Source organism: Shimia biformata, from assembly GCF_016888515.1.
GTDB lineage: Bacteria > Pseudomonadota > Alphaproteobacteria > Rhodobacterales > Rhodobacteraceae > Shimia_A > Shimia_A biformata.
Map to the genome: position 1 here is coordinate 813,769 of NZ_JAFEJK010000001.1, position 22,583 is coordinate 836,351.

The 22,583-nt window shown below is 61.6% G+C and carries 28 protein-coding genes; 13 read left to right on the forward strand and 15 right to left on the reverse strand.

All coding sequences use genetic code 11. The features are described 5' to 3' along the window. The first annotated feature begins 41 nt into the window (after positions 1-41). The 7 genes from JQ863_RS03875 (at position 42) to era (ending at position 4,825) form a co-directional block, all read left to right on the forward strand. A complete protein-coding gene (locus tag JQ863_RS03875) occupies positions 42-776 on the forward strand; it encodes a pyridoxine 5'-phosphate synthase (protein ID WP_204113008.1) in 735 nt (244 codons plus the stop codon). Next, the gene (locus JQ863_RS03880) at positions 773-1,099 is read left to right on the forward strand and encodes a Dabb family protein (protein WP_338055480.1); all 327 of its coding nucleotides are present in this window, start codon (positions 773-775) and stop codon (positions 1,097-1,099) included. The genes JQ863_RS03875 and JQ863_RS03880 overlap by 4 nt, the downstream gene beginning before the upstream one ends. 257 nt (positions 1,100-1,356) lie before the next feature. Then, entirely contained in the window at positions 1,357-1,836 is a 480-nt protein-coding gene (locus JQ863_RS03885; RefSeq protein WP_204113009.1) for a CAP domain-containing protein, read from the forward strand. Further along, positions 1,833-2,237, forward strand: a complete 405-nt coding sequence (gene acpS / locus JQ863_RS03890) for a holo-ACP synthase (RefSeq protein WP_204113010.1) — start codon at positions 1,833-1,835, stop codon at positions 2,235-2,237. Before JQ863_RS03885 ends, acpS begins: the two co-directional genes overlap by 4 nt. A gap of 73 nt (positions 2,238-2,310) precedes the next feature. After that, positions 2,311-3,147 carry a signal peptidase I gene (gene lepB / locus JQ863_RS03895; RefSeq protein ID WP_204113011.1) on the forward strand — a complete coding sequence of 279 codons (837 nt, stop codon included), beginning with the start codon at positions 2,311-2,313 and terminating at the stop codon, positions 3,145-3,147. Then, entirely contained in the window at positions 3,144-3,833 is a 690-nt protein-coding gene (gene rnc, locus JQ863_RS03900) for a ribonuclease III (RefSeq protein ID WP_204113012.1), read from the forward strand. Before lepB ends, rnc begins: the two co-directional genes overlap by 4 nt. An 86-nt stretch (positions 3,834-3,919) precedes the next feature. Next, positions 3,920-4,825: a GTPase Era gene (gene era / locus JQ863_RS03905; protein ID WP_204113013.1), complete on the forward strand. Its 906-nt coding sequence runs from the start codon at positions 3,920-3,922 to the stop codon at positions 4,823-4,825. Here the strand turns inward: era and JQ863_RS03910 are convergent. Beyond that, a complete protein-coding gene (locus tag JQ863_RS03910) occupies positions 4,786-4,992 on the reverse strand; it encodes a hypothetical protein (protein WP_204113014.1) in 207 nt (68 codons plus the stop codon). The genes era and JQ863_RS03910 overlap by 40 nt on opposite strands. 78 nt (positions 4,993-5,070) lie before the next feature. On the opposite strand from JQ863_RS03910, the gene JQ863_RS03915 reads away from it, so the two are divergent. Next, positions 5,071-5,400, forward strand: a complete 330-nt coding sequence (locus JQ863_RS03915; RefSeq protein ID WP_204113015.1) for a DUF1491 family protein — start codon at positions 5,071-5,073, stop codon at positions 5,398-5,400. A 27-nt stretch (positions 5,401-5,427) separates the two neighbouring features. On the opposite strand, the gene zapE is transcribed toward JQ863_RS03915, so the two are convergent. Next, complete coding sequence (zapE, locus tag JQ863_RS03920) at positions 5,428-6,495, reverse strand: cell division protein ZapE (protein WP_204113016.1); 1,068 nt, start codon at positions 6,493-6,495, stop codon at positions 5,428-5,430. A gap of 141 nt (positions 6,496-6,636) precedes the next feature. Between zapE and JQ863_RS03925 the strand changes: the two genes are divergently transcribed. Then, on the forward strand, positions 6,637-7,875 hold the full coding sequence (locus JQ863_RS03925; protein WP_204113017.1) for an MFS transporter: 1,239 nt from the start codon (positions 6,637-6,639) through the stop codon (positions 7,873-7,875). 5 nt (positions 7,876-7,880) lie between these two features. Here JQ863_RS03925 and JQ863_RS03930 read toward each other — a convergent pair whose 3' ends face one another. The 7 genes from JQ863_RS03930 to mbfA all read right to left on the reverse strand — a co-directional run bounded on the left by JQ863_RS03930 (position 7,881) and on the right by mbfA (position 13,665). Then, entirely contained in the window at positions 7,881-8,798 is a 918-nt protein-coding gene (locus tag JQ863_RS03930) for an alpha/beta fold hydrolase (protein ID WP_204113018.1), read from the reverse strand. Further along, a complete protein-coding gene (locus tag JQ863_RS03935; protein WP_204113019.1) occupies positions 8,795-9,709 on the reverse strand; it encodes an ornithine cyclodeaminase family protein in 915 nt (304 codons plus the stop codon). The genes JQ863_RS03930 and JQ863_RS03935 overlap by 4 nt, the downstream gene beginning before the upstream one ends. After that, positions 9,706-10,323: an HAD family hydrolase gene (locus JQ863_RS03940; protein WP_204113020.1), complete on the reverse strand. Its 618-nt coding sequence runs from the start codon at positions 10,321-10,323 to the stop codon at positions 9,706-9,708. Before JQ863_RS03940 ends, JQ863_RS03935 begins: the two co-directional genes overlap by 4 nt. Next, entirely contained in the window at positions 10,320-10,772 is a 453-nt protein-coding gene (locus JQ863_RS03945) for a YaiI/YqxD family protein (protein WP_204113021.1), read from the reverse strand. The genes JQ863_RS03940 and JQ863_RS03945 overlap by 4 nt, the downstream gene beginning before the upstream one ends. 9 nt (positions 10,773-10,781) lie before the next feature. Next, entirely contained in the window at positions 10,782-11,615 is an 834-nt protein-coding gene (gene fghA, locus JQ863_RS03950; RefSeq protein ID WP_204113022.1) for an S-formylglutathione hydrolase, read from the reverse strand. An 86-nt stretch (positions 11,616-11,701) separates the two neighbouring features. Next, a complete protein-coding gene (locus JQ863_RS03955) occupies positions 11,702-12,631 on the reverse strand; it encodes an AEC family transporter (RefSeq protein WP_204113023.1) in 930 nt (309 codons plus the stop codon). A 59-nt stretch (positions 12,632-12,690) separates the two neighbouring features. After that, positions 12,691-13,665: an iron exporter MbfA gene (gene mbfA / locus JQ863_RS03960; RefSeq protein ID WP_204113024.1), complete on the reverse strand. Its 975-nt coding sequence runs from the start codon at positions 13,663-13,665 to the stop codon at positions 12,691-12,693. A gap of 128 nt (positions 13,666-13,793) precedes the next feature. On the opposite strand from mbfA, the gene JQ863_RS03965 reads away from it, so the two are divergent. Then, positions 13,794-14,411 carry a TetR/AcrR family transcriptional regulator gene (locus JQ863_RS03965; RefSeq protein WP_204113025.1) on the forward strand — a complete coding sequence of 206 codons (618 nt, stop codon included), beginning with the start codon at positions 13,794-13,796 and terminating at the stop codon, positions 14,409-14,411. A gap of 15 nt (positions 14,412-14,426) precedes the next feature. Here the strand turns inward: JQ863_RS03965 and JQ863_RS03970 are convergent, their stop codons facing one another. The 3 genes from JQ863_RS03970 to JQ863_RS03980 all read right to left on the reverse strand — a co-directional run bounded on the left by JQ863_RS03970 (position 14,427) and on the right by JQ863_RS03980 (position 16,989). Beyond that, a complete protein-coding gene (locus JQ863_RS03970) occupies positions 14,427-15,128 on the reverse strand; it encodes an NYN domain-containing protein (protein ID WP_204113026.1) in 702 nt (233 codons plus the stop codon). Positions 15,129-15,278: 150 nt separating this feature from the next. Continuing rightward, complete coding sequence (locus tag JQ863_RS03975; protein ID WP_204115181.1) at positions 15,279-15,893, reverse strand: hypothetical protein; 615 nt, start codon at positions 15,891-15,893, stop codon at positions 15,279-15,281. After that, complete coding sequence (locus JQ863_RS03980) at positions 15,856-16,989, reverse strand: S-(hydroxymethyl)glutathione dehydrogenase/class III alcohol dehydrogenase (RefSeq protein ID WP_204115048.1); 1,134 nt, start codon at positions 16,987-16,989, stop codon at positions 15,856-15,858. Before JQ863_RS03980 ends, JQ863_RS03975 begins: the two co-directional genes overlap by 38 nt. A gap of 139 nt (positions 16,990-17,128) precedes the next feature. Here JQ863_RS03980 and JQ863_RS19420 point away from each other — a divergent pair, with 139 nt between their 5' ends. Continuing rightward, positions 17,129-17,494, forward strand: a complete 366-nt coding sequence (locus tag JQ863_RS19420; RefSeq protein ID WP_239113204.1) for an I78 family peptidase inhibitor — start codon at positions 17,129-17,131, stop codon at positions 17,492-17,494. Here JQ863_RS19420 and JQ863_RS03990 read toward each other — a convergent pair whose 3' ends face one another. Further along, positions 17,495-17,935, reverse strand: a complete 441-nt coding sequence (locus JQ863_RS03990; protein ID WP_204113027.1) for a c-type cytochrome — start codon at positions 17,933-17,935, stop codon at positions 17,495-17,497. Positions 17,936-18,044: 109 nt separating this feature from the next. Between JQ863_RS03990 and JQ863_RS03995 the strand changes: the two genes are divergently transcribed. Both JQ863_RS03995 and JQ863_RS04000 read left to right on the forward strand, forming a co-directional pair. After that, a complete protein-coding gene (locus tag JQ863_RS03995) occupies positions 18,045-19,706 on the forward strand; it encodes a Y-family DNA polymerase (protein ID WP_204113028.1) in 1,662 nt (553 codons plus the stop codon). A 214-nt stretch (positions 19,707-19,920) separates the two neighbouring features. After that, positions 19,921-20,268 (forward strand): DUF2794 domain-containing protein, encoded by a 348-nt coding sequence (locus JQ863_RS04000; protein ID WP_204113029.1) that lies wholly within the window; start codon positions 19,921-19,923, stop codon positions 20,266-20,268. Between the two features lie 20 nt (positions 20,269-20,288). Here the strand turns inward: JQ863_RS04000 and JQ863_RS04005 are convergent, their stop codons facing one another. Together JQ863_RS04005 and JQ863_RS04010 are read right to left on the reverse strand one after the other, a co-directional pair. Beyond that, entirely contained in the window at positions 20,289-21,161 is an 873-nt protein-coding gene (locus JQ863_RS04005) for a C40 family peptidase (protein WP_204113030.1), read from the reverse strand. Then, complete coding sequence (locus JQ863_RS04010; RefSeq protein WP_204113031.1) at positions 21,161-22,543, reverse strand: leucyl aminopeptidase family protein; 1,383 nt, start codon at positions 22,541-22,543, stop codon at positions 21,161-21,163. The genes JQ863_RS04005 and JQ863_RS04010 overlap by 1 nt, the downstream gene beginning before the upstream one ends. Positions 22,544-22,583 lie beyond the last annotated feature (40 nt).

Genomic DNA, 22,583 nt, shown 5'->3' on the forward strand with positions numbered 1-22,583 from the left:
GGCGATACTAGGGTTCGAACCGAACAGCAAAGGGAAGCGACATGTTGCGTCTTGGTGTGAATATCGACCATGTGGCCACAGTGCGCAATGCGCGCGGAGGGGCTTATCCCGATCCGGTCCGCGCTGCGCAGCTGGCGGAAGAGGCAGGGGCCGACGGTATCACGGCCCATCTGCGCGAGGACCGTCGCCACATCACGGACAGCGACATCGACGGGCTGATGGAGGCGCTGTCGGTGCCTTTGAACTTTGAGATGGCCGCCACCGAGGAAATGCAGGCCATCGCACTGCGCCACAAGCCTCATGCGGTCTGTATCGTGCCGGAAAAACGCGAGGAAAAAACCACCGAGGGCGGGCTGGAGGTTGCGCGCGAGGAAAACCGCCTTGCGCATTTCATCGCGCCCCTGCGCGATGCCGGGTGTCGGGTTTCGATTTTCATTGCCGCCGACCGTGCGCAGATCGAGGCTGCGAACCGGATTGGGGCGCAGGTGATCGAGCTGCACACTGGCGCCTATTGCGATGCCCATGCCGAGGGTCGGTTCGACGAACGTGACGCCGAACTTGGGCGGCTACGAGAGATGTCGAGTTTTGCGCATTCCCTGGGGCTTGAAGTTCATGCTGGTCACGGTCTGACCTATGATACGGTGAAACCGATTGCCGCCTTTCCCGAGGTGATGGAGCTGAACATCGGGCACTTCCTGATTGGCGAGGCGATTTTTCGCGGGCTCGACCCGGCAATCCGTGAGATGCGCCGCCTGATGGATGAGGCTCGGGCGTGATCCACCACGTCGTCATGTGCGACTTGCGCAGGGATGCCGACCCCGGAGAATGGGCCGCGATCATGGCGGGGCTTGCGGGACTGGTTGGGCAGATCGACGGATTTCTCGGCTTTGATGCCGGCAGGAACCTTGATTTTGAGGCCAAATCGCCGGATCACGACGCGGGCTTCATTTGCCGATTTCATGACAAGGCCGCCGTTGAACGCTATGCGACCGATCCACGACATGTTGCGCTGGGCACCCGGCTGGTTGCGCTTTGCCGCGGTGGGGGCGAGGGGATCCGGGTCTATGATCTTGATACCGGATCCTGTGCGGCGGCGTGACCCGGCCTTCGATCGGGTCTCGCGGCGTTGCCTGGATCAATCACTCATGGCTTTCGCTTCACGCTGAGCCAGCACATGGGTGAAATTCGCGCGGCATTTCGCCGTTTTGTCTTCGTCAGCCATCCAGCCTGCAAATTCCAGCCAGTTTTGTGGACTTGGGTGATGGGGGTTTGTGCTGTGGCCAAAGAATAGCCACAGTCGCCGTCAATAATCCCACACGTTCCGGGGGCGTGCAGACTTTGGGTTTGGAGAGAGACATGTACAAATTTTTCGCCACTTTGGGGTTGGCGGCGATTCTGGGTCTTGGGGCCGCTGGTGGGGCTTGGGCGTGCAAGGCACCGGGGAATGAGCGCGCGATGATCGAAACCGCGATGAAACTTCTCAACAGCGAACGTCGGAAGAAGGGGCTTGGCCCGGTCAGCTACGATAGCCGGTTGGGACGGGCGGCGACCTCGCATGCGTGCGACATGGCGCGCATGGAAGAGATGACCCATTACGGACCGCGTGGCGGAACGCCAGTCGATCGCTTGCGCACCGTCGGCTACAGCTGGTCCTATCTGTCGGAAAACGTCGCCCGCGGCCACCAGAGCGCCGAGTCGGTAAACAATGGTTGGGTGACCTCGCCGGGGCACCGAAAGAACATGCTGAACCGCAAGGCGAAACAGGCCGCGGTCGGGGTGCGGCAAGCTTCGGATGGCCGTTTGTACTGGACCATGGTATTAGCCGCCCCGAGATGATCCTTGGCATCGGCACAGACCTTGCAAATATCGACAGGATCGCCGGAACGCTTGAGCGGTTCGGCGACCGTTTCCGCAATCGTGTCTTTACTGAAACCGAGCAGCGCAAGGCCGAACGGCGGCGCGATGTCGCCGGAACCTATGCCAAACGCTGGGCTGCGAAAGAAGCCTGTTCAAAGGCGCTGGGCACAGGGCTGCGCATGGGGATCAGCTGGAAGGACATGTCCTTAACAAATCTGCCCACCGGTCAGCCGGTGATGCATGTGACCGGCTGGGCGAAAGAGCGGCTTGATGCGATGACGCCCCCCGGACACCACGCGATCATTCATGTTACGCTGACCGATGACCACCCCTGGGCACAGGCGTTTGTGGTGATCGAAGCCCTGCCGAAACAACGCTGAACCCGCGTCTGGGTTGACTCCCCGCCCGCGCCGCCGCATGTAACCTCAAACCCGTGCGGAGAGAGGCAGGCACATGGCAACCGAAGCCAAGAAAAGCGGCGGCATCGTCGAAACCATCAAGACGGTCGTTTACGCGCTTTTGATCGCGGGCATTTTCCGGTCCCTGTTCTTTCAGCCGTTCTGGATTCCCTCCGGGTCGATGAAGGACACGCTGCTGATCGGCGATTTCCTGTTCGTGAACAAGATGACCTATGGGTATTCCTATGCCTCTTGCCCGTCGATCCGCATCGCATCCCTGGGCATCAATATCGACGCCAAGGATATCTGCGGCATCTTTGATGGCGACAACAAGCGCTTGTTCGGGTCCGAACCCGAGCGCGGCGATGTCGTGGTCTTCCGCCACCCGGTCACGGGCTATGATTTCATCAAGCGGTTGATCGGGCTGCCAGGCGACCGGGTTCAGCTGAAGGATGGCGTCGTGTTCATCAATGACGAGCCGGTACAGCTGGAAGACGCAGGTGTGTTCGAAGAGGCCGCCGGGCCACAGGGACCGCAGGGGTTGCGGCCCCGCTGCGAAAACGGACCGGTGGGGGACGGCGGCCTGTGCGTGAAGTCGCGCAAGATCGAGACGCTGCCGGGTGGCGTCAGCCATTCGATCCTGAACATATCCGAGCAGGCCACTGACAACACCGGGATTTATACCGTGCCGGAAGGCCACTTTTTCTTCCTCGGCGACAACCGCGACAACTCGACCGACAGCAGGGTTCCTCAGGCGGCACGGGGCGTCGGATTCGTGCCGTATGAAAACCTGATTGGTCGGGCAGACCGGATCATGTTCTCGTCCGCGGGGCGGTCGATGTTTGCTTTCTGGACCTGGCGGTCAGATCGGTACTTCAAGGCGATTGAATGAAACTGAGCGCGGAGCTGAAGGCGCTTGAGGCGCGGATCGGGCATCGTTTTGCACGGCCCGAGCTTCTGGTGCGCGCAGTGACGCATTCCTCGATGTCCTCGCCCAATCGCGATGACAACCAGCGGCTGGAGTTCCTTGGTGACCGGGTTCTGGGCCTGGTCATGGCCGAGGCGCTTCTGGGCAAGGACCGTGGCGCCACCGAGGGCCAGCTGGCGCCAAGGTTCAACGCGCTTGTGCGGAAAGAGGCCTGCGCCGATGTCGCCCGCCAGATCGACCTTGGCGATGCGCTGAAACTGGGCCGGTCCGAGCGCATGTCAGGTGGCCGCCGCAAGCAGGCGCTTTTGGGCGATGCGATGGAAGCGGTGATTGCCGCCGTCTATTTGGACGCCGGTTTCGACGCGGCGCGGGCGATGATCCTGCGCTTGTGGGGTGAGCGGATCGACAAGGTCGAGGCCGACGCGCGCGACCCCAAGACCAGCCTTCAGGAATGGGCGCAGGCGCGTGGGCAGACCCCGCCGACGTATACCGAAGTTTCGCGCAGCGGCCCGGATCATGCGCCCGTTTTTACCATTGAGGTGACATTGGATGATGGCACCAGCCAGCGCGCCTCGGCAGGATCAAAGCGGCAGGCCGAGCAATCGGCGGCGCGGGCATTGCTGAAGACACTTGGCGGCAGCACCGACTAGGTTCGTCGCGCGAAGGGTGCCAAAAACACGCTGGTTCCTGAAGCCGAGCTGCGATACACCGCTGACCTGCAACAAAGGATGCGCCAATGACCACACGCGCCGGATTCGTCGCCCTGATCGGAGAGCCCAACGCGGGCAAGTCCACTCTGACCAATCTGATGGTCGGGGCGAAGGTGTCGATTGTCACGCACAAGGTTCAGACCACCCGCGCCCGTATCCGGGGCGTGGCGCTGGAAGGGGACGCTCAGATCGTTTTTGTCGACACGCCCGGCCTTTTTCGTCCGCGTCGTCGACTGGACCGCGCGATGGTCGCTGCGGCCTGGGGCGGCGCGGCGGATGCCGATGTCGTGGTTCTGATGGTCGAGGCGCATCGCGGTATCACCGAGGGCGTGGAACGCATCCTTGAAGGGCTGGCCGATATCGGCAAGGGCCGAAAGGTGGCTCTGGCGATCAACAAGATCGACATGGTGAAATCCGAGGTCCTGCTGGGGTTGTCGAAGGAATTGAACGACCGCTACCCTTTTGCCGAGACTTTCATGATTTCGGCGGAAAAGGGTCACGGCGCTAAGGACCTGAAAAAATGGCTGGCACAGCAATTGCCGGAAGGTCCTTGGCTTTATCCCGAAGATCAGATCGCCGACCTGCCGCTGCGCATGATCGCGGCCGAGATGACGCGCGAGAAGCTGACGCTGCGACTGCATCAGGAGCTGCCGTATCAGCTGACCGTCGAAACTGAGAGCTGGGAAGAGCGCAAGGACGGATCGGCCCGCGTGGATCAGGTGATCTATGTCGCCCGCGACGGGCACAAGGGGATCGTTCTTGGCAAACGCGGCGAGACGATCAAGGCGGTGTCCAAGGCCGCGCGTGAAGAGCTTGAGGAATTCCTTGGCCGCAAGGTGCATCTGTTCCTGCAGGTCAAGGTGCGCCCGAACTGGCTGGAAGAGGCCGAGCGTTACTCGGAAATGGGGCTGGATTTCCGCGACGGGAACTGACGCGGGATGCGCGCGCTCAGACAGGCGATCGCGGCCAGCGGCACCAGAAGCGCCAGCGCCTTGATCGGCGCGCCAAAGCCACCCGAAAGGACGTCGCCCAGAACCGCGCCCATGGCGACGGCGGAGGCAAGGGCAAGGATGGCGGGGATGAACGTGCGATGGGTCATAAAAATACTCTTTCCTGTAAAACTGGAAACAGCATGTCAGTGCGGATTGTTTCACTCAAATGACAAAGGCTGTCATAGATGCGCCTGACCGCTGAAATCTGGGTGTCTGCCTATCTGACGCGCTTGCGGCTTAAAGATATACCAGCCTTTGTCGTCGCCCATGGCGATGATACAGGAGGCGCGGTTCTGGTGAAGCTGAACACCCTTGACGGTCAGGCGACGCTTTTTCAACGGTCATTTGACCTGATGACCGGGGCGCGGAACTGGGTGGTCTTGTCGAAAGGGGACGAGGCCGAGGTCGACGCGGCCGTTCGCCGCCAGCGAGGATTTGACCCGGACCTCTGGGTGATCGAGGTCGAGGACCGCGAGGGACGCCACTTGCTGGATGAAGATGGCTTGAAGGACTAGGTGGCCGGGTGTTGCCCGGCCATAGGATCAGCTGTCACCCTGACCCCAATCCTCGGCCTGCATCTCGCGCAGGCGGGACGCGGTGCGCTCGAACTCGAAACTGCCTTCGCCCTCGACATAGAGCATTTCCGGTTCGGCGGCGGCGGAACAGATCAGCCTGACCTTGGCCTCGTAAAGCGCATCGATCAGGGTGACAAAGCGCTTGGCCTCGTTGAAGTTGTTGCGGCTGAGGCGGGGAATGTCTTCCAGTACCAGAACCTTCAGTGCCTCAGCTATTGCAAGGTAATCGCCCGGTCCCAGCATCCGGCCGCACAGGTCAAAGAAGGTGGCCCGACCAACGCCGTTGCGGAAGGCCGGTATCTCGATATGACGCCCCTTCACGGTTAGCACCAGCTTTTCCGCCGTCCCGCCGGTCAGGTCGTCAAATATAGAGCGGATCTGTGCCCGCGCCTCGGTTCCCGCCTGCACGAAATAGACCTGTTCGCCCTCAAGCCGGTTCTGGCGATAGTCATTCGGGCTGACCAGTTCCCAGACCCTGAGTTCCTGCTTGATCAAGGCGATGAAGGGCAGGAACAGTTGCCGGTTCAACCCGTCCTTATAGAGGTCGTCGGGCACGCGGTTTGAGGTGGTCACGACAACGACCCCGGCGGCAAACAGCATCTCGAACAACCGTCCGACGATCATCGCGTCGGTGATGTCGGTGATCTGCATCTCGTCAAAGGCCAGCACGCGGACCTCGTCGATCACGGATTGGGCGACCGGGGCCAGCGCGTCCTCGACCCCCGACTTGCGGGCCTCGTGCATCCGGCTGTGAATTTCCTGCATGAAAGCGTGGAAATGCACCCGGCGCACAGGAACGGTCAGGCTCTCGACAAACAGGTCCATCAGCATCGACTTGCCGCGCCCGACCCCGCCCCAGAGGTAGAGCCCCTGCACCTTTTCCGGCTTGGCTTTGCCGAACCAGCCCTTCTTGACAGGTTTTTCGACCGCCGCGCGGATGCGCTCGAACTGTGGCAGGACAGCCTGTTGCGCGTCGTCGGCGTGAAGCTCGGCAGCGGCGACTTTGGCGGCGTATATCTCGGGCAGGGTGGTCATGGCTGACCCTTATCCAATGCGATGCAGGATGGGAAGAGATGGCGATCCATCGCGGATCGTTATGGGGCGGGTTACAAAAGTTGAATTGACCTTGGCGACAACCGGCGACAGGGTCGGTCGGCGCGAACAAGGAGGCCCGTGATGGACCGCAATACCCCCCTTATGACCCCGGTTCTGATCGTCGGCTGCCTGATCATCCTTGTGTCCTTTGCGATCCGCGCCAGCTTTGGTGTGTTCCAGATTCCGATTGCCGAGGAGTTCGGCTGGCTCAGGGCCGAATTCTCGATGGCGATTGCCATTCAGAACCTGGCCTGGGGGTTCGGGCAACCGCTTTTTGGCGCGCTGGCCGAGAAGATCGGCGACCGCAAGGCCATCATTCTTGGCGCGCTGGTTTACGCTGCCGGGCTTGTGTTGTCGTCCTTCGCAGTCACGCCCGAGGCGCACCAGCTTTATGAGGTGCTGGTCGGCTTCGGTATCGCCGGGACCGGGTTTGGCGTCATTCTGGCCGTGGTCGGGCGGGCGTCGTCGGATGAGAACCGGTCGATGTCGCTGGCTATCGTCACAGCCGCAGGGTCCGGTGGTCAGGTGGTGGGGCCGCCCTTGGCAGAATGGATGCTGGGTTTCTTGACGTGGCAATCGACCTTCCTTGTCTTTGCCGCCGCAATCCTGCTGTCGCTGCTGTTGTTGCCGCTAATGCGGGCACCGGCCGCGACCAAGGCCGAACTTGAAGAGAGCATGGGTGCGATCCTGGGCCGGGCGCTGCGCGATCCGTCGTTTTCGCTGATCTTCCTCGGCTTCTTTTCCTGCGGCTATCAGCTGTCCTTCGTCACCGCGCATTTCCCGGCACTTATCACCGAGATGTGTGGGGCCATCGACCCGTCGGGCACACTGGCGTCCATCGGGATTACCACGACGTCGCGGCTGGGCGCGTTTGCGATTGCGCTGATCGGGTTGGCGAATATCGCAGGAACGTTGTTCGCGGGCTGGCTGGGCAACCGCTATTCCAAGAAATACCTGCTGGCGGCGATCTATACCGGGCGGACCATCGCTGCGGCGCTGTTCATCATGTTTCCGATCACGCCGACCTCGGTCATCGTGTTCTCGGTCTCGATGGGCGCTCTTTGGCTGGCGACAGTGCCGCTGACCTCTGGTCTGGTGGCGCATATCTATGGGCTGCGCTACATGGGCACGCTTTACGGCATCGTTTTCTTCAGCCACCAGCTGGGCAGTTTCCTTGGCGTCTGGCTGGGCGGGCGGATGTATGACCTCTACGGCGATTACACCATGGTCTGGTGGGTCGGCGTCGGCGTCGGGGCCTTTAGCGCGATAGTTCACCTGCCGATCCGGGAACGCAGGCTGGAAACTCCTGTCGCAGCCTGACCCGCTTACCCTTTGATCATCAGTGGCAGAAGGTCGGCGGCCAGGTCGTCGGTGCGGGTGTAAACCAGCCCGTGCCCGGCGCCCGGCAGAACGACATGGGTGGCGTTTGGGTTCCAGCGCTCAAGCACCGGTTTGCACGAGATCGGGATCACGGTGTCATCCGCGCCCCAGACCGCCACGACCGGCACGCCGGACTTTGCGAGCGCCTTGTGTTCCGCTTCCAGTTCCTGGGCCAGCGCCCCGCGCAGGCTGGCCGTGACCGAGCGCAGGAAGCCGCGACAACGCAACTCGGCCTCTTGCCGCGCGCCGATCTGCGGCACGGATGAGGGTAGGGCGCGTTCAGCTTCTGCTGCCTTGCGGATTTTGCCGGGATAGAAGGCCATCATCAGCCAGTCGCCGATGACGGGCGTCTTGCGGGTGAATGCAGCCACCGCGCCAAGGTCATGTCCCATGCCAGCGGGTACCAGCAGCACCGCCTGCCGGACCCGAATGGGATGCTTGGCGGCAAATGCGGTCGAGATGGCTGATCCCATCGAGTTGCCGATCAGCGTGACAGGGCCGTCGATCCCCTGATCCGCCAGTAGTGCCTCAAGCTGATCGAGGAAAAAGTCTGTGTCCTGCGCCCCGCGTGGCCTGTCCGACAGGCCACGGCCAAAAATGTCATAGGACAGCACCCGGAATCCGGCACCGGTCAGGTGCGGTATCAGCCCGTCCCAGACATAAGAGGGCGTCGTCAGCCCGTGGATCGCCACCGCAACAGGGCCGTCTTTCGGCCCGTGCCAGCGGTAGTGCGTCTTGCCACGGGGCAGGTCGGCGAATTGGCCTTCGGCATTCTGGCGCAGTTTGTCCGACATCGGGCGGCGCGCCGCCTCGACAACCCACGGCGCCGCCAGCGCCGCCAGCGGGATCGCCGCCCAGATCATTGCGCGGCCTTCCAGCGGTCCAGAATGAAGCGACTGGTCATCAAGTCCAGATGCGCGCCGCCGCCATTCTTGAACAGGGTGATCTCGTCCTGCGATTCGCGCCGGAATGCCGACAGTTCGTAGTAATCCGCCAGCACGTCATCGCGCGTGATCGCGCCTGAGCCCAGTGGCGTCTTTAACTCACCGATATGATCGATGGTGGTGGCGAAACTGTCGACGAAGATACGGGCACGCTGAAGCGCGGTGTCGTCGGCTTCACGCATGTCCGGGCGATAGGCCCCGATCAGGTCGACATGCTGGCCGGGGCGCAGCCAATCGCCTTTCAAGACCGGTTCGGTCGACATGGTGGCGCAGGTGATGATGTCGGCCTGAGACACCGCTTTTGCAAGGTCTTCGGCAACGGTCATGCCGGGGAAACGGGCGGCGAATGCCTCGGCTTTGGCGCGGGTGCGGTTCCAGATGGTGAATGTTGCCTCGGGGAAGGCAGCGCCATAGGCGGCCCGAAGGGACGCGCCCACGGTGCCCGCGCCGACAATCAGGATGTTCTTGCTGTCGGGGCGGGCAAGACGGCGTGCGGCCAGCAGGCTGTCACCGGCGGTTTTCCATTTGGTCACAAGGTGGAAATCCACCAGCGCCGACAATTGCCCGGTCGCGTCGTCAAACAGCGTCACCGCACCATTGACCATCGGTTGCCCTTTTTCGGGATTGCCGGGAAAGACCGTGGCCGACTTCACCGCGATGCCCAGCCCGTCGATCCACGCCTGCCGTTGCAGCAGGGTATCCGTGCCCCGGTAAAGGAACGAGTCGCTGATCTCGGCACGTGGCAGGGCGTGGCCCGCTGCAATCGCCTCCGTCAGGCCGATCCAGTCAAGGCTGGCTTCGCCTTCTTCGAAGGAAATGATTGTGGTCATGCTGCTTCTTCCAACGTCAAAAGCCCCTCGGCCACCAGCCGATCGGCCCAGCCTTGCGGGTCACGGAACAGATGCGTCTGCCAGCCCCTGCCCGCCGCTGCGTCGATATTCTCCGGCCGGTCGTCGGCAAACAGCAGGCGGCCCGGTGCGACGCCGCAATCGGCTTCGACCGCGGCATAGATGGCTGGATCGGGTTTGGCCAGTTTCATGCGGCCCGAGACATATTCGCGGTCAAACAGAGTCAGAAACGGAAAAGCAGATTGGGAGACTGGGAAGTTCTCGGCCCCGAAATTGGTGAGTGTGAACACCGGCACGCCGCGCGCCTTCAGCGCCTTCAAGAGCCGGACCGAATGGCCGATCGCGGGGCTGGCAAGGGCGTTCCAGTCGTCGTGCCATGCGCGGATTTCATCAGCCCAGTCCGGGTGCCTTTCGGCGTGGCCATAGATCGTGTCGGTGAAATGCGCGCCTTCGTCGATGGTCTGGTGCAGGGCAAGGATGTCCGTCTCAGTAAAGAAACGGGCGCGGCGTTCGGGGCCGATCCGGGCGTCGTAATAGGCTTCTGGTTGCCAGCAGATCAACACGTTGCCGATATCAAAGATCACCGCGTCGATCATGTGTTCGCCTTTGAAGCCTGCCGGACCAGCCGTTCCAGCATGTCGAGAAACCGGGTGCGGTCGGATTTGGAAAACGGCTTGCCGCCTCCCTGCCGAAATGGATCGGCTGATCGCAGGTCTGTCATCAGGTCACGCATGGCCAGTGCGTTGCCGACATTGGCTTCGGTCAATGCCTCGCCGTTGGGTTTCAGGACCAATGCGCCGTTCTCGACGCAGCGTGCGGCCAGCGGGATGTCGTTGGTCACCACCACGTCACCGGCCTTGGCACGGTCGGCGATCCACATATCGGCCACGTCCGGGCCTTCCGGTACCACCACGGTCTGCACCAAGGGGTTTTGTGATGGCCGCAGGCCACCGTTCGAGACCAGCGCCATTTCCAGCTTGTGCCGGGTCGCGACACGCTCGACCTCGGCCTTGACCGGGCAGGCATCGGCATCGACATAGATCATCGCACGACCTCAGTCGGCATAGAGCGCCTCGGCGTGGAAGGCGACATGATCTTCCATGAAGCTGGAAACGAAGAAATACGAATGGTCATAGCCCTTTTGCAGCCGGAACTGGATGTCCTGACGGCGCGCGGCGGCGGCGTTTGCAAGAGTTTCGGGGCGCAGCATGTCGATGAACTGGTCATCGGTGCCGGTGTCGATCAGGACCGGGCCGTCGAACCCCTTTTCGCGCATCATCACCGACGCATCATGCCCGGCCCATGCGCTTTCATCGGTGCCCAGATAGGCGCGCAGTTGTTTCTTGCCCCATTCGGCGCCGGTCGGATTGCAGATCGGCGCCAGCGCCGAGACCGAGCGATACCGTCCCGGAAGTGCCATGGCCATGGTCAGCGCGCCGTGCCCGCCCATCGAGTGGCCCATGATCGACTGTCGCGACATGTCGAGCGGAAACTCTTCCTGCAACATCGACGGGAGGTCCTCGGTCACATAGTCCCACATCTGATAGTGTTTGGCCCATGGTTCTTGCGTGGCGTTCACATAGAACCCCGCGCCCTTGCCAAGGTCATAACCGGGATCGTCGGCGACATCCTCCCCGCGCGGGCTGGTGTCAGGAAAGACCAGCGCAATGCCCTGTTCCGCGGCCCATTGCTGGGCGCCGGCCTTGACCATGGCGTTTTCGTGGGTGCAGGTCAGGCCCGAAAGATACCACAGGACCGGGACCGGGCCAAAGCGGGACTCGTCCGGCAGGAACAGGCCAAAGGTCATTTCGCAGCGGCAGCTGTGGGATTGATGGCTGTAGACGCCCTGCACGCCGCCAAAGCTGCGATTCTCGGAAACGGTTTCCATGGCATGTCCTCTGCTGTTGCTTTCCTAGTCAAGGGCTAGCGCATGGGGCGATACCGGGGCAAGCGGCTTTGCTGCCGTAGGCGGATTCAGGCGCCGGTGACCCAGGCGATGATCATTGAAACAGTGAGTACTGAGGCCGCTGTCGAGATCAGGATCGACGCCGAAACGCGATGGGGCGCGACCCCATAGTGCTGCGCAAGGATATAGACATTCCCGGCAACCGGCAGCGCGGCCGCCGCGATCACGACACTGGCGGAATAGGGATCGACCGGGAACAGCCAGAGCGCCCCGATCGCCACGAACAGGGGATGCAGACCTAGTTTGCAGAATGAGAGCCAGATCGCGATCGACATCCGTTCGGCGGATTTCGAGGCCAGTGACGCGCCGATGGCGAACAGTGCGCCGGGGGTTGCGGCGCCGCCCAAGATGGCAAGAAAACTGTTCATTGGGCCGGGTATCGGGATCGCCAGCGCCGACCATGTCAGGCCGGTTGCAATGGCTAGGATCATCGGGTTGCGGACAAGGCCGTTGCCCACGGTGCGCAGAATCGACCAAGACAGCCGCCCGTCGCGCGAGCCGGTGATCAGGATCACGATCAGGGTCGAGAACACGATCAGGTCAACCGCAAGCGCCAGCATGACCGGGCCAATGGCCTGTTCGCCCATAAGAAGTGTCAGCATCGGGATGCCAAGAAAGCCGACGTTTCCAATGGCGGCGCATTGCGCCTCGATTGCGGCAGTTGGCACGTCCAGTCGTCGGACAAAGGCAACGGCGCTGGCAATGCCATAGACCGCCGCTGTGCCCCAGAGATAGGCGCCGACAAGGTTCCAATCGAGGATTTCGGCCAGGCTGAGGTTTGCGGAAAACCGGAACAGCATAGCTGAAAGCGCGAAGTAGAAGACGAATTTTGTCAGATAGGCGGTCGCTTCCTCGCTGAAAAATCCGGTCTTTCCCGCCCAGAAGCCAAGGCCGATGAGCAGGAAGAAGGGCACGGTTTCAAGAAAGATCGCCAGCATGGGAACTTGGTAGCACGCGATGCGCGCGGGTCAATCCGTTAACAGGTGAATTTGCCCGCCTAACCCGACCCGATCAGCACACCAGCCGCAAAAACCAGAGCGCCGCCCAGTACCACCTGAAAGGCAGCCCGGAAGAACGGGGTTTCCATAAATCTGTTTTGAATCCAGGCAATGGCCCACAGCTCAAGGAAGACCACAAGGATTGCGATGGTGGTTGCAGTCCAGAAGTCCGGGATCAAATAGGGCAGGGCGTGACCCAGCCCGCCAACGGTGGTCATAATTCCCGAGGCAAATCCGCGTTTGACCGGGCTGCCGCGTCCCGACAGTTCGCCATCATCCGATGCGGCCTCGGTAAAGCCCATCGAGATGCCTGCCCCGACCGAAGCCGCCAGCCCGACAAGGAAGGTGGTCCACGTGTCCTGCGTGGCAAAGGCGGTGGCGAAGATCGGAGCCAAGGTCGAGACAGATCCGTCCATCAATCCGGCAAGCCCCGGCTGCACCCATGTCAGAATGAACTGGCGGCGGGCGGTTTCGTTCTCTTCCTCGCGGGTTTCGTCGTCGAGGTGGGTTTCCTCAAGCTCATGGGCGGTGGCTTGGTGTCCAGCTTCGACGGCGGCAAGGTCGCCCAGCAGCTTGCGTGTCGCGGCGTCCTTGGTTCGGGCGGCGGCCAGGCGATAAAAATGCTCGGCGTTTTTCTCCATCTCGGCGGCTTCGGCGCGAATACGCTCGAGGCTGAGGTTTTCCATCAGCCAGACAGGTCTGCGGGCATAAGCCCCCGCCACGTGTTCACGCCGGATCAGGGGAATAACCTCGCCAAAACGCTGGCGGTGCAGGTCGATCAGGCGCTGGCGGTGATCGTCTTCTTCCTCGGCCATGCCTTCAAAGATTTTCGCGGATCCGGGAAAGTCTGCCCGCAGACGCTCGGCATAGGAGCGGTAGATGCGCGCGTCGTCTTCTTCGTTGGAAATCGCGAGCGCGATGACCTCTTGTTCAGAGAGATCGCGGAAGTGTCTGCGCTGGTTCAGAAATCGCATGTTCACTGCCTCGTTTTAGAATGATTCCAAACTAATGCTGCCAGACACGGATGGCAAGTCACGGTCATGCCTTGCCGAAACTGAACTGAACGGTTTATATTCAGACATTGACAGGTAAGGAAAACCGGATGAATCACCCCGCCCCCGTCATTCGCAAAGGCCGCAAGTTCGATCAGGTGGTCGAAGGTGCGCGCGACGTGTTCCTGCGCGACGGCTATGAAGGTGCCAGCGTCGATGAAATCGCACGTGTGGCGGGGGTGTCCAAGGCGACACTGTATTCTTATTTCCCGGACAAGCGCGTGTTATTCATGGAGTTCGCCCGGCAAGAGTGCATGCGGCAGGCTGACACGCTGGAATCCGAGATCGACATCGATCGCCCCGTACCAGAAGTCCTGCGCGTGGTAGGGTTAGGTTTCCTGCGTATTGTCCTTTCCGATTTCGGCCGCAACATGTTCCGTGTTTGCGTAGCCGAAAGCGCGCGATTTCCCGATTTGGGACAGCAGTTTTATGAAACCGGCCCGAAGCTGATGCGTGAGCGCATGATCGATTTCCTTGAACTGGGGATCATGCGCGGCGAACTGAAGATTGACGATGTCGGGCTTGCGGCCGATCAGTTCCCAGAGCTGTGCAAAGCCGGCGTGTTCCATCGGCTGGTATTCGGCATTGACGACCAGTTCACCGAGGATGAAATCATACATACTGTGGATGGTGCGATCGCGACCTTCATGGCGCGCTACGGTGTTTGAGGCACGCGCACGCCGTCAGTCCAGCCGCCGCACCTGAAGCTGGTTGCCTGACCGCCTTGTTTCGAACCGCTTGAGGGTCTTGATGAGGTCCGACAGCTTTTTCTGACCATAGGTCCGGGTATCGAAATCCGAGTGTTCGGCCTGGATATACTGCCCGATCTGGCCAAGCGAATACCATTCGTCCTCTTGTTCGATCTTCTCCATAGCTGTGAGGATCAGCGGCACGGCGTCGGAAGGCGACTGCTTGCCGCCGCCGGATTTTGTCGGGGCGGGTTCGTCGATCAGGTTTTCAATCAGGATGAAACGGTTGCAGACATTGCGCAGCGACTCTGGTGTCTTGCCTTCGCCAATACCGATCACATCCAGCCCCTGTTCACGGATGCGGTTGGCAAGTGCGGTGAAATCGCTGTCGGACGAGACCAGCACGAACCCGTCGAACCGGCCAGAGTGCAGGATATCCATCGCGTCGATCACCAGCCCTATGTCACTGGCATTCTTGCCCTTGGTGTTGGCGGTTTCCTGATGCGCCACCAGCCCCTGTCCCCGCACCGTGTCCGCCCAGCCCTTGAGTTGCCCGGATGACCAGTCACCATAGACCCGGCGTAAGGCGGGTTCCCCGAAGGACGTGATCTCTTTCAGAATCGGTCCGGCATATTTGGCCGGGATGTTGTCGGCGTCGATCAGGACGGCATAAAGCGGGCGGTCTCGGTTGGGCATGGGCGGGCCTGTTGGTGTGAGCGTCATAAGGTAGCATGGATCGCGAGGTGCGGGAATGGTTCGGTGTAGGGCGGCTACCGATCGCGGATACGCACTCTGTCCTAGAAGCCGCGCGCTGACCCTGGTTCCATATAGTGCTCCCGCATTTCTTCATTCTTTGATTGTCAGGAGATGGTCGCCGCTGATGATCCAAACTCGTTGAAACTGAAGCTTACTTGAATTGACACCTAAAAGAGCATTTTGCTTCCAAGTTTTATCTTCGAAAGCGTCCGCATCGGTGTTCGAATAAATTAACAAATGATCTACGGCAGTTGAGGCTCGCAGGGCTTTTCTGTCAATTGCGCCCTTTACCAACTTTGCGAACTTTTCTGCTTTGCCCGGGAAATCCACATCCTTTAGGTGGACATACCCTTCCCTGGAACGCGCGTCTGCACGGGCTAGTTGTGTCATTTCAGCCTGCTCTCGTGGATCGCAAGCTTCGACAATCTCAATACCCGCGGCATAGTTAGGGCCACGAACTTTGAAGTCTGGGTTTTCGCAAGGTGTGACGGTAAGTGGAAATCCAAAAACATACTTAATTTCGAGTTGACGAAGCAGTCGGTTCAAAACGAATGCCTCAAGTTGCTTTTGCTGCCCCCTCCTTTCGAGACGAGGGGGCGCGGAGGCCCCCCAATTTCTTAGAAAATGGTCTAAATCCTCTTGAGAAGAAACAGTCCAGCTTTCCACTCTAGAATTCCACCACGGCGCGGATGGATTTGCCTGCATGCATCAGGTCAAACCCCTCGTTGATCTGGTCCAGCGTCAGCTTGTGGGTGATCATCGGATCGATCTCGATTTTGCCGTCCATGTACCAGTCGACCATTTTCGGGACATCCGTCCGACCCTTGGCGCCGCCAAACGCGGTGCCTTTCCAGACGCGCCCGGTAACAAGCTGGAAGGGGCGGGTCGAGATCTCGGCCCCGGCGGGCGCAACGCCGATGATGACACTGACACCCCAGCCGCGATGCGAGCATTCCAGCGCATCGCGCATGACCTGAACGTTGCCGGTGGCATCGAACGAGTAATCCACGCCGCCGAACTGGTCCTTTTCGGTCTTGGTCAGTTCGATGATCTTGTCGGTCACCGATTGGTCGCCCAGTTTCGACGGGTTCACGAAATGGGTCATGCCAAACTTCTTGGCCATCTCGGCTTTGTCGTCATTGAGGTCGACGCCGATGATCATGTCGGCACCAGCCATGCGAAGACCCTGGATCACGTTCAGACCGATGCCGCCGAGACCGAACACCGCTGCGGACGAGCCGATTTCGACCCCGGCGGTGTTTATCACCGCGCCGATGCCGGTGGTGACGCCGCAGCCGATGTAACAGATCTTGTCGAAGGGCGCGTCCGGCCGCACCTTGGCCAGCGCAATTTCGGGCAGGACGGTGTGATTGGCGAAGGTCGAGCAGCCCATGTAGTGGTAGATCGGCGTGCCATCCAGCATGGAAAACCGCGTGGTCCCGTCAGGCATCAAGCCCTGTCCCTGCGTGCCGCGGATCGCGGTGCAGAGGTTGGTCTTGCCGGACAGACAGGCATGGCATTCGCGGCATTCCGGCGTGTAAAGCGGGATCACGTGGTCTCCCGGCTTCAGTGTGGTGACACCTTCGCCCACCTCGACCACGACACCTGCGCCTTCGTGCCCAAGGATCGACGGGAACAGGCCTTCGGGATCCGCGCCTGAGCGCGTGAACTCGTCCGTGTGGCAGATGCCGGTAGCTTTGACCTCAATCAGGACTTCGCCCTTTTTTGGGCCTTCAAGGTTGACTTCCATGACCTCAAGCGGCTTGCCCGCTTCCAGCGCGACGGCGGCTCTTGTTCGCATCATTTTCTAAATCCCTCCAATCTGTTGATGGCAGGGTGGGCGAAACGATGCATGAATTCAATACCACAAGCGGCATCGGGTTGCGCAGAGGCGGCAAGGACGCGATGTTGGGACACCTGCTGTCCGTGAAGGAGATTCCATGCGACTTGCCCTGACTGCCGCGATGACGGTTCTTGCTCTTGGTGGATGTGTCGATCCCGATACAGCTGAGTTTTCGGATACTGCCCTCGATCCGGCGCCCGGGCTTGCCGTCACTGAAGAGACATCATCGGATATGGCCGAAGACATGGCAGCAGACGTGCCGCTGACCGGGTCGAAATCCTGCAAGGACGAGGTGTTTGCGGCGCTTGCCGGCAAGCCGCTGTCGATCATTGACACGATCGAGACACCCGACAACATGCGCATCCTGCCGCCCGGGTCTATTTCGACCTCGGACTACATCCCGCAGCGGCTGAATGTCGAACATGACGATCAGGATGTCATCACCAGCGCCTATTGCGGCTGATCAATTCTTGATGCGATAGGCCTTGTGACAGCTGGCACAGGTGGCGCCCAGGCGTTTCATCGACTCTTGCAGTTCGGCGCGGGTGGCGAACTCCATGTCGCTGGCGGCGTCCTGCATGGCGCGGGCCTTCTTGGTGAAGTCCTTTTTGTTCTGCCAGATTTCGGGGGCGGCTTCAGACTTGTCGTCCATGGCAGGTGCCGCAAACAGGGCCGGGATGCGTGTGGCGGTGGTGACCAGCGTGTCGCGCGCCATGCGCGCCTTGGCCTGATGCAGCGGAGCCGCGCCCTTGGCCATGTCGCCCAGGGTCTTGGTGGCCTGGCCGACTGCGGTCATCGCGTCCATCCGGGCCTTGACGTCGGGGTCGGTGACGCCCTGATGGGCCATTGCCAGCGTTGCGGCGGCGACGGTTGCGGCGGCGACCAGGATGCCTGTCTTTTTCATTCGGTCTGTCCCTTGGGTTGTTTGATTTCGCCCACCCTAGCCGATCTCGACTCGGGTTGGGAATCACGCTAATTTGAATTGGAACATATAGTGAACAAAGTGCTGCCGCATGCCTGTCCGCCGTGTCCTTTCCTTGTGGTTCCCGCGCCTTGGGGCCGAACGCCTGATCCGTCAGGCGCGCGGTGGGCTGGATGTGCCATTGGCGGTTCTGCGCGATACCGGGCAGATGCAGGTGATCTCGTCCATGAACGCATTGGCCGAGGCTGAGGGATTGCAGGTCGGCCAGCCCTTGCGCGATGCCCAGGCGGTCTGTCCGGCGCTGGTGACCCGGTTACAGAACGTCCAGGCCGAGGCCGCGTTCCTCACGGTTCTCAGGCGTTGGGCGGGCAAGTTTTCGCCTTGGGTGGCCGAGGCGCCGCCAACCGGGTTGGTCATTGACCTGACCGGATGCGCCCACCTTTTCGGTGGGGAAGAGGCGCTTTTGGGCGTGGTCGGGCAGGATTGTGCCGATCTGGGGCTGACGGTGCAGGCGGGGATTGCGGATACACTGGGCGCGGCCTGGGCGCTGGCGCGATTTGCCGGGCAACCCGGTCCGCAATCCCATCGTAACGGCGACGCCATCGACCAGGAGGCACGCGCAACCCGGTCGCGGGCGGTGAAACGGCGGCACTGGACGCGCGGGGGCGCTCCGCCCCGGGTCGCGATGCCCGCCGCCCCGCCGGGCCGCATCGCCAGGCCGGGCCAAACCCGCATCGCGCTGTCGCCTCTGCCGGTGGCGGCGCTGCGTCTTGAAGGGGACACGCAGGAACAGCTGTCACGGCTGGGATTGCGGAGGATCGGGGACCTGATCGGCCAGCCCCGCGCGGCGCTGGCGCGGCGGTTTGGCAAGGGGCTGGTTCTGCGGCTGGACCAGGCGCTGGGCGCGGTGCCTGAGCCGGTCAGCCCGGCCAAACCGTCGTTCCATTTTGCCGTGCGCATGACCCTGCCTGACCCGATCGGGCTGGAAGAGGATATCATGGCCGGGATCGACCGGTTGTTGCCGCGCCTGTGCAAGCACCTGACCGACAAGGGGCAGGGCGCGCGTCTGGTGCGGTTCCAGGCCTTTCGCACCGACCAGACCATGCAATCGATCGAGGTCGGGCTGGCGCGTGCCAGCGACGATCCCGACCGGCTACGCCCCCTGTTGCGGATGAAACTGGATGAGATCGACGCGGGCTTTGGCATCGACATGCTGCGGCTTGAGGTGATCCGGTCTGAACCGATCCACCAGCGCCGCATGACGGGGCATCTGGATGCTGGGCGCGCAGTGTCGGACCGGTTGGCGTCCAACACCGCCATTGATGACCTGATCGGGCGTGTGGGCGCGCGGATCGGACTTGAGAGGATCACCCGCCGGCACCCGGCCTCGTCCAATATTCCCGAGAAAACGGCACAGGTCCTGGCTGCCGCCTGGTCCGAACCGTTCTCGGGCAAGTGGCCCGAAACCCCGACCCGGCGGCCGCTGCTGATGTGGCCGCCAGAACCGGTCTCAGCGCCCGAAAGCCCCGTGGTGCCCGACCGGTTCCGTTGGCGCGGGCGCGAGCTTGAGCTGGACCTGGCCCTTGGCCCGGAAAGGATCGCGCCGGAATGGTGGCTGGATGACCCGAACTGGCGCAGCGGGGTGCGTGATTACTGGCGCGTGACCTGTACAAGCGGCGACCGTTTGTGGCTGTTCTTTGCCCATGGCGGCGCCATGTCCGCGGGTTGGTTCTGCCACGGGGCCTTTGCGTAACCTGCGATGTCGGAAAAGAAGACCCCCCGGCGGCACAGACTGGGTGGGGGCAATTACGCCGCACCACCGGGGGTAGCGTTTGTCTTTCGCTATGCACAGACCCTGACGGCGAGAGGTGGCATTTCAAGGGTGCGAATAGGGCAATTCACAGGAGATTGCGGGGCAAAATCTGGGCAGGGTTGATTTCGAATGAAAACGGGGCGAATCTGAGGGTATGAACGCACAACCGCCGATCCCTTTTCAGGGCAATGCAAAAGCGCCGGAACAGGTGGCGTTCCACCGAACCGAGCTAAATATCATACTGGCGCTTTACGGGCGCATGGTCGCGGCAGGCGAATGGCGCGACTACGGGATTTCTTCCTTGCGCGACGTGGCCGTGTTCTCGGTCTTTCGCCGCACCGCCGAGAACCCGCTATACCGGATCGAAAAACGTCCGAAGCTGCGAAACCGGCAGGGGCTTTATGCAGTGATCGGCATGGACGGGCAGGTTCTGAAACGCGGACACGATCTGCGCACCGTGCTGCGCGTGCTGGAGCGCAAGCTGATCCGGGCGGTTGAATAACCCCGCGAACTCTTTTCGTCTCAACGTGCTAGCCGATTTCTTGAGGTGATATCGCCGTCCCCCTGTCGGGCGATCCGGGCAATTGCGACCTGCAGCCCTTCATAGGCAACCGACATGTGAAAGGCGTTGGCATGTAGGATCGTGTTGGCATCCACCACCCAGGCCACATGGCCCTTCCAGAACAGGAGGTCGCCGCGTTGCAGCGGTGCATCTGCGGGCAGGGAAGCGCCCAGTGCCTGTTCCTGCATGTCGCTGTCACCGGGGCAAGGGACGCCGCAGGCAAGACATGCGGCCTGCACCAGCCCGGAACAATCAATCCCGAAACCGGAGTTTCCACCCCAGTGATATGGGGTCCCTATGAACCGCTCGGCCACGGAAACCGGATCGGATTCCGGGCTGTCGAGTGGGCGCAGGTGTGCTGATGGCAGATATTTTGTGCTTTCAGCGATGGAATTCTGCAACACCGTGACTTCGGCCCAGCGACCGTTCTCATGGGTGCCTGCGACGGCCAGTTCGGTACCGAACGAGATTGCGGTCATGTCGTCCGAGTTTTTCAGTCTGGGCGAGGCCACGAGATAGCTTTGCCGCGCGGCGACAACATGTGTGGGCGTGGCTCCGACCGGTCCAAGCGCCTTTGACCGGACAAAGCCGACATAGCCGTCGCGCTCGGCAAAACCGAAGCTCAGACCGTCGAGGGTTTCCAGAACGCGGAAGCGTTCATGCAGGATCAGTTCACGCTCGCGTTGTGGCGTGGCACCGGCAATCGACAACAACGGGGTCACCTGTTCACAGACGCGCATGGATTGGCCGTCGGAAAAGCGATCCGCGTCGACCTTGCCACGCAAGGACGTATGGGCCACCCGTCCGTTAGAGGCCAGAACGCGCCGATCCATCACAGGTCCAACAAGGTGGGCAGCGCCTCAAGGATAGCCCGAGCGCCCATGCTGACGCCACCCTTGGGGCGGGCCGGGGCCGGGTTGGGTTGCCAACCATAGATGTCAAAATGGGCATAGCGCGACTCGTCGGTGACAAAGCGGCGCAAGAATAGCGCGGCGGTGATTGAGCCGGCAAACCCGCCTGACGGGGCGTTGTCCAGATCGGCAATTCCCGGTTCAATCATTTTTTCGTAAGGATCCCAGAACGGCATCCTCCAAACAGGGTCGGACACCTTTCGGGCGGCAGATGCCAGCGCCTCGGCAAAACCGTCATCAGCATAAAAAGGGGACAGGTCGGGTCCCACCGCAACCCGCGCTGCACCCGTAAGGGTCGCCATCGAGATCACGAGGTCATGATTGGCTTCGGTGGCCAGGGTCAGCGCGTCTGCCAGTACCAGCCGGCCCTCGGCATCGGTATTGTTGATCTCGACCGTCAATCCTTTGCGTGACGTCAGAATGTCGCCGGGGCGGAAGGCATTGCCGGCAACTGCGTTTTCAACCGCCGGAACCAGCACGCGCAGACGCAGTGGCAGATTGAGCGCCATGATCATCTGCGCCAGACCCAGAACGGTTGCCGCGCCGCCCATGTCCTTTTTCATCAACCCCATCGACGCGCCTGGTTTCAGATTCAGCCCGCCGGTATCGAAACAGACTCCTTTGCCGACAAGAACCAGTGTAGGCCCCGATGTCCCCCAGGACATGTCGATCACGCGCGGCGCCTGTTCAGCGGCCCGGCCAACCGCATGGATCATCGGCAAGTTTTGGGTCAGTAGGTCGTCGCCCTTGGTGACTGCTATCTCGGCACCGAATTCCCTGGCCAGATCGTGGCAGGCAGCCTCTAGCGCGTCTGGCCCCATGTCCGCGGCGGGCGTGTTGATCAGGTCGCGGGTGAGGGCCTCGGCTCTGGCAATGGTCTCGATCCGCGTGGTATCGATGCCCTTCGGGGCCGCCAGCTGCGCCGAGGCGGTGTTGGACCCGGCGTAGCGGGTGAAGCGGTATTGCGACAGCAGCCAGCCAAGGCATTCGGTGGCAAGCTCACCATTCGGTAAGTCCGTGGCCAGCTCGTAAATCCCTGGTGGCAGCGATTTTGCTGCGGCGGCAAGGTGAAATCGCCCACGTCGGCGGGTTGCGTCGGTTCCAAAACCGGCAATGGCGGCGCGGATTCCGCCGGTCTCGTCCGGCAAAAGGCAGGTTTTTCCGATTGCTGGCGTGAAGCCGGACGCGTCAACCCAGGACCGCACCGTGTCGGGCTGATTGTTCAACCATGCCTGAAACCCCGCTTCGTCAAAAACATGAAGCGGGATCGCTTTTTCGGAACTGGCGGCAAACCCAAGTGACATGAACCCCTCCGGCACTAGACTGTCCGGGCCAGCCTAGTGT